Source organism: Amycolatopsis australiensis (assembly GCF_900119165.1).
Taxonomy (GTDB): domain Bacteria; phylum Actinomycetota; class Actinomycetes; order Mycobacteriales; family Pseudonocardiaceae; genus Amycolatopsis; species Amycolatopsis australiensis.
Genome location: NZ_FPJG01000001.1, coordinates 62,054 through 72,785 on the forward strand (window position 1 = coordinate 62,054; position 10,732 = coordinate 72,785).

11 protein-coding genes are annotated in these 10,732 nt (G+C 71.9%); 2 read left to right on the top strand and 9 right to left on the bottom strand.

The features are described 5' to 3' along the window. Nucleotides 1–442 precede the first annotated feature (442 nt). The 9 genes from BT341_RS00370 to BT341_RS45085 all read right to left on the bottom strand — a co-directional run bounded on the left by BT341_RS00370 (nucleotide 443) and on the right by BT341_RS45085 (nucleotide 9,184). The gene (locus BT341_RS00370; RefSeq protein WP_072474354.1) at nucleotides 443–1,543 is read right to left on the bottom strand and encodes a hypothetical protein; all 1,101 of its coding nucleotides are present in this window, start codon (nucleotides 1,541–1,543) and stop codon (nucleotides 443–445) included. Beyond that, on the bottom strand, nucleotides 1,540–1,761 hold the full coding sequence (locus BT341_RS00375) for a hypothetical protein (RefSeq protein ID WP_072474289.1): 222 nt from the start codon (nucleotides 1,759–1,761) through the stop codon (nucleotides 1,540–1,542). Before BT341_RS00375 ends, BT341_RS00370 begins: the two co-directional genes overlap by 4 nt. 648 nt (nucleotides 1,762–2,409) lie before the next feature. Then, a complete protein-coding gene (locus BT341_RS00380) occupies nucleotides 2,410–4,413 on the bottom strand; it encodes a site-specific integrase (protein ID WP_072474290.1) in 2,004 nt (667 codons plus the stop codon). After that, a complete protein-coding gene (locus BT341_RS00385; RefSeq protein WP_072474291.1) occupies nucleotides 4,410–5,393 on the bottom strand; it encodes a hypothetical protein in 984 nt (327 codons plus the stop codon). Before BT341_RS00385 ends, BT341_RS00380 begins: the two co-directional genes overlap by 4 nt. Then, nucleotides 5,390–6,313, bottom strand: coding sequence for a hypothetical protein (locus tag BT341_RS00390; protein ID WP_072474292.1), 924 nt, complete (start codon nucleotides 6,311–6,313; stop codon nucleotides 5,390–5,392). The genes BT341_RS00385 and BT341_RS00390 overlap by 4 nt, the downstream gene beginning before the upstream one ends. A 23-nt stretch (nucleotides 6,314–6,336) precedes the next feature. Then, nucleotides 6,337–7,008, bottom strand: a complete 672-nt coding sequence (locus BT341_RS00395) for a hypothetical protein (protein WP_072474293.1) — start codon at nucleotides 7,006–7,008, stop codon at nucleotides 6,337–6,339. A gap of 31 nt (nucleotides 7,009–7,039) precedes the next feature. Further along, a complete protein-coding gene (locus BT341_RS00400; protein WP_072474294.1) occupies nucleotides 7,040–7,654 on the bottom strand; it encodes a hypothetical protein in 615 nt (204 codons plus the stop codon). Further along, the gene (locus tag BT341_RS00405; protein ID WP_143168409.1) at nucleotides 7,651–8,865 is read right to left on the bottom strand and encodes a hypothetical protein; all 1,215 of its coding nucleotides are present in this window, start codon (nucleotides 8,863–8,865) and stop codon (nucleotides 7,651–7,653) included. The genes BT341_RS00400 and BT341_RS00405 overlap by 4 nt, the downstream gene beginning before the upstream one ends. Before the next feature lie 160 nt (nucleotides 8,866–9,025). Beyond that, nucleotides 9,026–9,184, bottom strand: a complete 159-nt coding sequence (locus BT341_RS45085) for a hypothetical protein (protein WP_177328694.1) — start codon at nucleotides 9,182–9,184, stop codon at nucleotides 9,026–9,028. Nucleotides 9,185–9,341: 157 nt separating this feature from the next. Here BT341_RS45085 and BT341_RS00410 point away from each other — a divergent pair, with 157 nt between their 5' ends. After that, nucleotides 9,342–10,088: a hypothetical protein gene (locus tag BT341_RS00410; protein ID WP_072474296.1), complete on the top strand. Its 747-nt coding sequence runs from the start codon at nucleotides 9,342–9,344 to the stop codon at nucleotides 10,086–10,088. Nucleotides 10,089–10,506: 418 nt separating this feature from the next. Further along, nucleotides 10,507–10,732, top strand: a 226-nt coding sequence (locus tag BT341_RS00415) for a hypothetical protein (protein ID WP_143168417.1), incomplete at its 3' end; no start/stop codon positions are given.

A 10,732-nucleotide genomic window follows, 5' to 3' on the forward strand; every position in this document is an offset into this window, starting at 1 on the left:
CCGTAAACTCGCATTCGGGCTGGTCAGCGAGTTTACGGGTCGCATGGTGTGCCGATACCGGTGCGCCGTGGTCGGCGTTTCGGTTGCGGTCGGAGTTTCCGGTTCCGCAACTCGATCACGTACTCGCCGGTCCGCCGTGCCAGGAGTTTTCGGGAAACTCAGGCGTTCGCAGGCGGGGCGCTCCGGCGCCGCCCAGGGGCGGCCACAGGAGGTCAGGGCTTCTGCGGGCAGGGGTTCGTCGGCGAGCCGGGGGAGCGGGTCGTCAGTGTGCTCGTTGGGCAGGCAGCGTCTCGCTGGCCTGCTCGGCGTTGTTCTTGCCGACGTCGGTGAAGTCGACCGGGACCGGTCCGGGCGGAAGGTCGGCCCAGGTCCAGGTGCGCGCTCGCGCACGAGCGGCCCTCCACAGGGGCTCCTGGGAGGGCTGCTCGTCGGGCAGGTTGAGTCAGGCGTTCGCGGGGATCGCGCGTGCGCGGTCGGCCTCGAGTTCGGCGAGGATGCGCTCGCGCAGCTCGTGCAGGACCTCGCGCCGGATCCGGTCCTCTTCCTCGGCGTCATCGAGGTCGAGTTCCTGCTCGGCCAGCACGCCGAGCGCCCGCTGGACCGGCCCGGCCAGCAGGGCATCGCCCTGCCGCTGAGTGAGCAGCATCCGGTAGGTCCGCACGTGCTCGTCGACGACCTGGCGGACGGCACCGAGGGCGTTCTCGACGATGTTCTCGGCGAGTGCCTCGACCATGGCACGCAGAGCCGACTCGCTGAGCTGTGAGGGCAGCTTGGTGCCCTTGAGCCAGCCCACCAGGGTCGTGTGGCCCGGGACGCGCGGGACACGCTTGGCCATCGCCGCGTGGAGGGTGCGGGTGCTGAGGGTCGAGTAGTCGAGGAGGTACCGCAGGTGCGCGAGGAACGCCGGCTCCGTATCGATGGTCTGCAACGGCGCCGTCATGACCTCCTGCGCTGTCGCGGTCCCGGAGACCCACAGCAGCGAGTTCGAGCTCGTACCGGCCTGGCGCTTGCCCTTCGCCGCCGCAACCGCCTGGAACGCGGCGTTGAAGCGGCGCCAGATCTCCTGCCGCACGGTGTGCGCAGCTCCGGCCAAGTCGAGTACTGCCCGGTAGACCTCACGTGCGAAGAGAGTTGTCTCCTCCGGGTTCCATGCCCGGCGCAGCAGGGCCGGCCGGATGCTGACATCGGTGCCCACCTCGCCAGCCAGCAGCCGCCACTCGTGCTGGCCCGGGTCGAGCGCAGCCAGCGCACGGTGCAGTTCCTTCGTCCGGGCCTCCGCTATCGCCAGGGCACGCGGGTCGTCGACGACGTCCACCGCCGCGGCCACGCGGCCGCCGGCAATCGCCTTGCCGGGAACCGCCAGCTTGATCCGCTTCCCCGGAGTGACGTACCGGCCGCGTGCCTCGGCATCGGCCAGGCGCCGGAGTGTCTCCCGCCTCAGCTCCCAGTGCTCCTCGGCCAGCGCTTCGAGCTGCTGCCCCAGCGTGGGGATGACGTTGGCCCGGTCCTGAGCCTGGTCGGCGAACGGGATCGCGGTGTTCACGCGATCACGCTCCCGCCCGGAAAACGCAGGTGCCGCAGCGGGACACCGCGCACAAGGGCCAGCAGCATCACGACCACGCCGGCGGACAGCAGCAGTTCGGCACTGAGCCGCTCCAGCACGATGACGGCGACCACTGCCGTCGTGAAGGTCAGGACCTCCAGCACGCTGAGCGCGCCGCAGGACCGCTTGGGCCGCCGCGGCGGCAGGATGTAAACCATCGGGTGTTCTCCTTGCTTGACAGCTGGGCCATCACCCGAAAGTCGCGCGACGCAATGGGCGTTGCGTCGCGCGTCGGGCGCCACAGAACAAGAAAATCACACCGCTGTAGGCCCGCCACGCACGTTCGTGAACGGATTTGTTCAGGCTTCTCATTTCCCCAGGTGGCCCCTAGAGTGACCTGCAACACAACCGACGAGTTGTGTTGCAGGTCACACGCAAAACCTGAGCGGCGCGTCCTGTCTGACCTGGGACGCTCGGCTTACCGGGCCCTCCCGGCTCGCCGGGCGCTGTACGAGAGTGTGCAGAAAACCGCAGAAAACCTGATGTGTCCCCCCAAAACGGGGGGATAGTTTCCACGTCTCTTCTAGTAGGAAGTTCCTCTAAAAACTCTCTACCAGCTGAGATGCGCACGAATATCACGTGCGAAACTAGTTTTCTCGGGTCGCTTCCCTGTTTGACAGCTGGGCCGACACGAGAGGCCGGGCGCGGAGCCGAGCATCCTGTGGGCGCAGGACGGCACCGCAGCCCGGCCGCTTCATCTCCGACTGGACTCGACCTACGAGGACAGTGCCCCGTAGCTCAGCTGTATGCCCGGAGGCTGGTGCCCTGGGTCGGGCCCCACATCGCGGGCGCCGATCGCTGCCGTCTCATCGCAGGCCCTCCGTACTGCCCGGCTCGGGCTGGCGCAGCGCGGCGTCGTCTGGACGATCGGTGAAGGCGGGCTGCAGCGCGAGTTCTTCGCCGGCGGTGATGAGGTCGGCCAGTACCGGGGCGGCGGAGTTCTCCAGCGTGTCGGCGGCGGCGAGGTAGGCCTCGGTGACCGCGACGGAGGAGTGGCCGAGGTCGGCGGCGAGCTGGCGGATGTGGACGCCGTGGGCTTCGGCGACGCGGGCGTAGAAGTGCCGCGCGCTGTGCGGGTGGATGGTGTCGGCGATCGGCCGCAGCGCCGCAGCGTGGGCCCGCATCGTCGAGGAACCGCTGGCCGCGGCGACGCGCAGCAGGCTCGTGCATAGCGACTTGAGGATGCGGGGAATCTGCTCGACGCCGAGGCGGGCGCTGCTGGTGGTGGCCAGCAGCGGTGTCGCCGCGGGTTTCGCGCCGACCTGCCCGGCGACGGTGAGCTCGGCGCCGGCCTCGTGGGCATCACGGGCGGTGAGGTAGGCGTCGAGGGAGTCCAGGGCGACGGCGGTGATCCGGACCCACCGGTTTTTCGCGCCCTTGCCGTGGATGTGCAGCGCGGGGTGCCCGTCGGGGCCGGCGCGGCGCAGATCGCCGCGGTTGGCGGCGCAGAGCTCGTCGGCGCGGATGCCGGTGGTGGTGAGCAGATCGACCATCGCCGCGTGCCGCAGCGCCACGAGCTCGCGGGTGGCCAGCGGGCCGCGGCCGCGGTAGGTGCGGGCCGCGACCCGCAGCGCCCGGACCTGGGCCAGGGTCAGGGCGACCGTGGGCTTTTCCACGGGCGGGCGGAGCACGCCGAGGCGGCCGCGTTCGGTGCGCGGCAGCGCCGCGGGCACCTCGAACGTGGTTTTCCCGCGCAGCCGCATCTCGCGGTAGAACGCGGAGACGTAGCCGAGCCGGGTTTTGCGGGTCCCGGCCGGGACTCCGGCGGCCTGCTGGGCGGCGAGCCATTCCCGCAGATGCTCGCGGCTCATCTCGGTCAGCGGGTTGATCCCGGCGCGCTGGCACCAGGGGAAGAAGGTCAGCGGGTTCGGGGCTTCGGGGGCGTTGCGGGTCGGCTCTCCGCGCCAGAGCCGCTGATCGGCGCGGGGGATCCCGAGCGCGTTGGCCGCGGTGGTGCGCGAGGTCGCGCGGGTGTAGCCGGTGAGCAGCCAGGCGGCGGTCTCGTCGACCAGCGGCCGCGCCCAGGCCGGTGCCCCCTCCTGTTCTTCCGGCTCGGCCGGTGCGGCGAGGCCGGTGCCGGGCGGCTCGGCGGCCAGCACGGTGCCCGCGGCCGCAAACCCATCTGCGGCGTCGTCGCCCGGTCGCTCGTCGATGTCGACGGCATGGCCGTGCTCGTCGACGGGCCGGGCACCGGCGAGCAGCTGCGCGGCGGGGTCGGGGTGCCTGCTGGCCCAGCTGGTCAGGTCGTGGGCGTGGGCACGGATCTGCACGGCCATCGCCGCCAGCGACACCGCGACCGGGTCAGGGTGCTCGACGGCGAGCGCGGCCTCGGCGGCGGTCTGCAGCAGCTGCGCGGCCTCCCGCAACGCCACGGCCTGGCCGACCAGGCGGCGGCGGGAGATCTCCCGCGCGCCGGTTTCGCTGCGGGCGTCGGCGCGGGGGACCAGCCGGGCCGCGCCGCGGGCGAGCGCGTCCAGCCGCGCGGCGAGCTCGTCGGCGTCCGCGCGCCGCTCGTCCTGGACTTCGCCGTCTGGTCCGGGGTGCAGCAGGGTGTGCAGCTGCCGGGTCAGCTCGAGGACCAGCTCGACCGCGCGGAGCCGGCCGCTGTCTGCGGGTTCGGTGGCGAGGGTCGGGTCGGTGCCGAGCGCGGCCGCCAGGTCTCGGCACGCCGCGGCGGCCGCGGCCAGGCGCTCACGCACCCACCCCGCGGCGGTGGCGCCGGCGGCGTGGTCGCAGTCGGCGGCCGCGGCGCGCAGCCGGACGGCGATCTCCGGTTCGGCCGGCCCGGACGGCGACATCGCGCTGCTCATACCGCACCGCCCCGGCGGCGGACGGGCCCGGCCGCGACCATCAGCGGGACGTCGGCGGGCATCTCGATCGCGTGGTTCTGGTCGAGGACCATGCAGCGCAGGTCGGCGTCGGACTGCATGACCGGCGCCCGGCCGAGCAGGAACGCGCCGACGCCGACGAGGAACACGCGGGTGACCGCGTCGGAGCCCTTCTTCGTCTGCGGCGCCTGGAACAGCAGGTAGCGGACGTGCTGCAGCAGCCGTAGCCGCTCGGCGCTGTCGCCGATGTCCGCGTCGGCCAGCAGGTACAGGGCGGTGTCGAAGATCGTGTCTGCGTCGTCGGGGTCGGCGGAGACGACGTAGAGCAGATCGCCGCCCGTCTCCATCCGGCTGGTATCGCGCCCACGAGCGGCGACCCGGGCGGTCAGCTCGTCGGCGATGGCGCGCGCGGCATCGCCGCGGACGAGGCGGTTGCCGAGGATCTGCCGCCGCGTGCTGGGGATCCGTACGACGTTCTGCAGCACGTCCGGGTTTGGCAGCCACCCGGCGTTGTCGAAGCGGGCCTGGGCGAGCTGTCCGTAGCGCAGCATGATCTCGCTGGCCGGGGTCGGCCGGCCGCTCTGGAAGGTGCGGGTGGCCGGATCCCAGTGCGCGCCGTCGCGCAGCCGGCCGAGGTAGCCGATCCGGTCGTAGTTGGGGCCGCCGTCGCGGATCGTCGTCCGGAACCGTTGCGGGTCCAGCGGAATCCCGGTGCCGGGACGGCCGGGTGCCTGCAATGCGAGCTCGTAGCGCCATTGCACGAGATCGGCGTGCGCCTGGGCGAGCAGGTCGCGTCGCTGCAGCCGGGACCGGCAGCCCGGCCATTCGGCGACCAGCCGCCGGCGCAGCGCCTCGGCCGCGGCGGCCTGGTGCTGGGCGAACCCGCGAACGCGGGTCTGCTCGGCCGGGTCGCTGCTGCGCAGCGCCAGTTCCGGGGTCGGGAAACTCGCCGCGGTGATCATCGAGTCCCTCGATCCTCGACGGCTGCAGCCAGCTGCGGCTGTCGGCAGGATGGGCAGTAGGCGCCGTACTCGAGCGCTTGGGGAAGGTGCCCGGCCCGATGCCGGCGGGCGAGGATCAGCCCGGCGGTGACCTCGGGTGGGTAGCCCAGCGCCAGGCCGCCGATCGCGACCGAGTAGGTCTCGTGGTTCTCGGCCGCGGTGAGCAGATCCAGATCGGCGAGCGTGGCCAGCTCGGCCACCTGCTCTGCGGCCAGCTCGGCCGGGAGGACCCGCCGGTATTCGGTGGCCAGCGCGGGGAGGTCGAAGTGGTCGCCGAGGGTGCCGGGTTGGGCGGCGTACGCCCAGCAGCCACGGGCGTGGAACTGGACGACGATCCCGGCGGTGCGGGCCGCTTCCACCCAGCGCCGCATGTCGCGGCGCGGGCGGATTCCGAAGTAGCCGCCCGGCTTGCGGCCGGACAGGATCGCCTCGGCCGTGAAGCGGTTCCAGTCTCCAAGGTCTGGTGCGCGGAAGCCGAGGTCGTCCAGGGTGCGCGCTTGGGCCAGGATCGGGTTCCACGGTGAAACCAGGGGGGACTGCCAGCGCATCCGCGGGCCGCTCCAGCGCCAGATCAAGCAGCCGTCCACCGCGGCCGCCCAGTCGGTCAGGCCATCAACGGCGGCGGGGCGGCAGTAGATGCCGTGCGCCGGGCGGCCTCCGGAGCGCCACGGGCCAGCAGCACTCTGCAGCGGATTGAGCCGGGCCAGCCACGTATCGGACCGGCCCGGTTCAGGGGTACGCGGATCGTCGCCGTCGACCGGGTCCAGCTCCCAGCCCTCCAGGTCCCGGCACGACGTGCCCAGCACGTCACTCCAGCGCACGAAGCGCCTTGCACCGGTTGGCGTGGCCATCGGTTCCCTCTCGTTGTCCGCGACGATCATCGGTTTCCCCTGGTGTTGAGGCTTTAGTTGCCGTCCTCGTCGCCACGCTGCGAGCCCACGCACCGGGATGGGTTGTCCCGCAGGCACACCTTGCCGCCGGCCACGCGCAGCCCGGCGTCGTCGAACGCGGTCGTCCAGTCCGCCGCGATCGCCCGCTGCGCGGTGGCGAGCGGGACCAGCCCGGAGCAGACCGCGCTGTGCAGCTTGTTCTCGACCGCGTCCTTCGGGTTCGGGATCTTGCCGGGCTCGACCCACAGGTTGGCTGGATCCGACGGCGCCCCGCCGAGCTCAAGGGAAATGAGGTGATCCAGCTCGCCCTCGGTGGACGTCGGCAGCCCGTAGGCGGCGTCGATCTGCTTCTTCAGCTTGTTCGTGACCGACGTCGGCGGCCGGATCGTCTTGGTCCAGCCGGACGCGCAGATGGTGGTGCCGATGGTGGCCTGGGTGACCTGCGGGTTGACCGTGCCGGGGGTGCAGTGCGGGTCGGGCAGGTCCTGACCGTTGTGGTGGCCCAGCGTGCAGCTGCTCGCCGCGGGCACCGGCGCATTCGCCAACGCCGTCGCCGGGGCACCGGCCGTGGATCCCGCGGCGGCCGTCGTTGTCGTGGCGGCGTGGCCGGGCTGGCACGCCGCGAGCGCGGCGGCCGCCAGGACCGCGGCGCCAGCGCGGCCGATGAGGGCGGTGGGTGTGGTCATCGTGTCTCCTCGGTCGGTCAAGCGAGATTGGTCAAGCGAGGTTGGCCAGATAGGCCACGGTCCGGTCGGCCAGCTCCGCGAAGGCCGCGGTGCGGATCGCTTCGCGATCGGCGGGGGTGGTCTCGTTAGCCAGCCGGGTGAGTTCGGCGGTGTCGCCGGCCTCCAGCGCGGTCATGAACGCCGCGAGCCGTCGGACGCGGTCGCGTCGGGTGAGTTCGTCGAGGATCAGGCCGCGCCGCCACACCAGCCCGATCCGCTGCAGGACAGTCAGCGGGCTGTCGACGAGGTCGGTCTCGATCTCGTCGAGCCGCTCGTGCAGCGCGGCGTCGTCGGCCTGGGCGTAAAAGGCGCGGGTGTGCTGCTCCTGCGCCGCCTGGATCCGGCGGGTTCGCTCGGTGGCGAGGGTGCCGGCCCACAGCGCGGCCAGCTCGGCGGTCCACAGCTCGACCGGCCAGTCCGCGGCGATCCGGATCCGGCACGCGACGCCGTCGTCGCGGCGCCCGGCGATCACGACCATCCCCTCGGCATCGGGGGCGCTGACGTGGACGACCTCCACGAGCCGGGCGCGGGTGTCGGCCTGCTCCGGGTCGACGATCAGCGTCGCGGGGGAGAGGTGCGCGGCGGGTAGCCGATCGTTGCGGTTCATCGGGCGCCCCCGGTGGGTCCGACGATCGCGCGGGCGTTGTCGGCGGCCGCGGCGAGGTTGGTCAGGTGGGCGCGTTCGCGCAGCGCGGCGACGACGCTTGCGGGCAGGCCGGCCAGCTGGGCGAGCGTGGTGGTGCGAGTGGTGTCGCCGCCGTCGGCCGGGTCGCCCCAGGCGTCGACGCGCAGCAGCAGCGCGGCACGGTCACCGCGAGCAGTGCGAAGACGGTGGCGGATGTGGTCGCGCTGGGCGGCCCGGCTGGCCTGCAGGTAGGCCAGCGCGCCGACGAGGCGCTGCCCGGCGGCCGCGGCGGCCTGGTCCTCGGCGTGGGCCAGGCGCGCGAGCTCGGCGTCGGTGGTGTCGTCGTGGACGACCGCCAACCGGGCCGGGCGGCCGGCGAACCACACCGGGGCCTGGCACACGCTCAGCGTCCCAGCCTGGATCCGTCGGTAGCGGTAGAGCGCGGCGAGCACACCCACCGCGTGGATCGTCCGGTAGCCGAAGCTCCGGTCGGCGTGCCCAGCGGCACACTGCAGCTCGGGCTGCTCGGCCCACTGGTAGGGGAGGTGCTCGGCGAGCTTGGCGGCCGCGGCGTCGAGTTCGGCGTCGGTGGCCGCGGCGTGCTGCGGGTCAGCCAGCGCCGGCGCGAGAGCGAACGCGTCCTCGAGGGCCAGGACGCCGACGGCGGCGTAGCTGCCGACCTGGCTGGGTTCACGCAGCGCCCGCTGCGGGGATTCGGTGATCGCGGCGATGGTCCGGACGGCGATCGCGGCCTCGAGGGACCAGTCGCAGCCGGGCGCCGACCGCTCCGGCACCTCGACCTGCCCGGCCAGCACGGTCCGGGCGTGGACGGCAATCAGCTCCAGCACCCGCGTGGCCTGATCCGCATCGAGATCGTCGTACCGACACAGGAACCAGACCATCCGGCGCGGCATCGGCGTCGGAAAGCCGTGTCCGCGGGTGTACCAGTGGCCGCGCAGCTCGCGCGGAAGCTCGCCCTTGCGCAGCTGCTCGTCGTCCGGGCCGCAGTAGGCGGGGTCGGCGGACAGGGCCAGCTCGCCGGTGTCGAGGTCGAGGGTGACCCAGCGGTAGTGGGCAGCGACGAACTGGCCAGGGTTGGCCGGCCAGCGGGCAGGATCGATCGGGACCACCTGCAGCGAAGCCTCGCTCGGAGAGGTCGAGGCGGGGGCGGGGGCGGTCATGGCGGCAGTCATGAGGCAGGGCTCCTTCGCGCGAAGTGGCGGGCGGCGTGCAGAGTGGTCGATTTCGCCGCATCGGACTGTCCATTGCCGGACATTCCGGTGTGATGTCGTCCGGTGAATCCGGGTTCAGCGGAGCTGGCAACCGGCCTTGGCGGCGTCTCCGGCGCGGTGGTCACGGCACGAACACCTCGTTGCCGTCGGCCCAGAACTCCTCGCCCGTGCGCCCCTCGACGCGGACGTAGCCGTTGCGCTCTTCGACGATCTCGCCGTAGCGGTAGCTGTCATCGCCGTCGCTCTCCCACTCGATGATGTCGCCCTTCTTCGCGCCCATCTCGCTGCCTCCTCGTGTCCGGGTAACCGATCCTTATTTCACAGGTAATCAGGACTAGTTCAGTACACCAGGCCGAATTGGCTCACGGCATCCGCCAAACGAGTGGTTGTCAGCCGAAGGCTGACAACCACGCATGTGTCAGCCGTACGCTGACGCCATGATGTTGACCGAACCCGAGCCGGACGACACCGCTCCCTGGACCGACGCGACCCGCGCGAGACTGGCCGTGTCGCTCGCCGCGCGGGAACTCGCCGACTCGCTGATCGGCTGGGTGCCGATCCCGCCGGCCGAGCTGACCATCACCGGCGGTCAGCACCGGCCACTGCCCGACCGCACGAGCATCGACGACGCCGACCGGCTCCGCTCCCGGGTCGAGGACTTCGTGGAGCTGGTTGCGGTCTACGAGATGGTGTCCGGCGCGACCTGGGAGATGCTCGGCGACGACCTGGGCATCTCCCGCCAGAGCGCGCACCGCCGCTACGCCGAGGCGCTCGACCGGTTCAAGGGCGCCCTCCTCGAGGCCGAAGACGGCGTCGAAGGCAGCTTCCGGCTTCCCGAAGGCGCGGACAATCCGGAGTACTGGGGCCCTCGGCTGGACAAGTGGTACCGGGAGCGCCGGCGCCCCAGCGACCCGGCCCAGCAGGACGACCCGGTCAGCGGCGGCATGACCCGGCTGCACCCGCACATCGAGCTGATGCGCCTGCAGCGCCGCCGCTCCCGCCTGCTGGGCGAATACCTGGTGCCCCCGGCCGAGAAGATTCTCCCGATCGCCGAACGCGAACTGGTGCTGTGGAAGCAGCTGGGCGAGGCCGGCCACGACGTCGCCGACGCCATTGAGCGGCTGCAACGGCAGATCGCCGAGCTGCGCGCCACCACCGTCGCGGACGCCGGGGCTGATTCATGACGGATATTCGTCCGGTCGACCTGCCGGAAATCAGGGCCGAGATCGTCGAGTGGCTGGGCCAGGAGACTGCAGCCGAGCTGTGGTTCAAGTTGGCGACCGCTGGCCAGTACGACTGGCTGCCGGTCGGTGCCAACAAAAACCCCGCGCAGGCAGCATCGGTTCTCCGCGGCACGGAGGTCCTGCGCCTACGAGAGGCGACCCTGTTCTACGTCGCCGCGGAGATGGTCGAGCTGGTCGAGGCGGCGGCGCAAGTCCGTCCCCGACTTTCAGCTCGCACTGAAGACTGCCCCCGATACCGGGCTGATGATCTTCCAGAGTCCCATCGCACCGTATCGATCGGCGAAGACGAACTAGGCGTCACCGCAGTCTGCTGGGCGCGCACGCCGGCGCGCGACGACGTCTGTTCGGAACGACCTACATGGATCGCGCCGAGGCGGCCCCGATCTTCGATCGCATCGCGCCGAACCGGCAGGTGGGTCGGCGAGAGCCGCGGCTGGTCTACGCTCACGGCGGCGAGTACTTCTGGCCGTTCGGCGACAACGCCGGGGTGACGACAGACGCGGCGAACTTCGCGACGGTGCTGCTTCCGCGGCTGCGCACCGCATGGCTGCTGATGCAGCAACCGGTCACCAGCTCCCGGGACG

Excerpts from the sequence above, each read along its gene's own strand:
- BT341_RS00375 (WP_072474289.1), bottom strand. The coding sequence starts at position 1,761 with ATGGTTTACATCCTGCCGCCGCGGCGGCCCAAGCGGTCCTGCGGCGCG.
- BT341_RS00390 (WP_072474292.1), bottom strand. The coding sequence starts at position 6,313 with ATGATCGTCGCGGACAACGAGAGGGAACCGATGGCCACGCCAACCGGT.
- BT341_RS00405 (WP_143168409.1), bottom strand. The coding sequence starts at position 8,865 with ATGACTGCCGCCATGACCGCCCCCGCCCCCGCCTCGACCTCTCCGAGC.
- BT341_RS00385 (WP_072474291.1), bottom strand. The coding sequence starts at position 5,393 with ATGATCACCGCGGCGAGTTTCCCGACCCCGGAACTGGCGCTGCGCAGC.
- BT341_RS45085 (WP_177328694.1), bottom strand. The coding sequence starts at position 9,184 with ATGGGCGCGAAGAAGGGCGACATCATCGAGTGGGAGAGCGACGGCGAT.
- BT341_RS00380 (WP_072474290.1), bottom strand. The coding sequence starts at position 4,413 with ATGAGCAGCGCGATGTCGCCGTCCGGGCCGGCCGAACCGGAGATCGCC.
- BT341_RS00410 (WP_072474296.1), top strand. The coding sequence starts at position 9,342 with ATGATGTTGACCGAACCCGAGCCGGACGACACCGCTCCCTGGACCGAC.
- BT341_RS00395 (WP_072474293.1), bottom strand. The coding sequence starts at position 7,008 with ATGACCACACCCACCGCCCTCATCGGCCGCGCTGGCGCCGCGGTCCTG.
- BT341_RS00400 (WP_072474294.1), bottom strand. The coding sequence starts at position 7,654 with ATGAACCGCAACGATCGGCTACCCGCCGCGCACCTCTCCCCCGCGACG.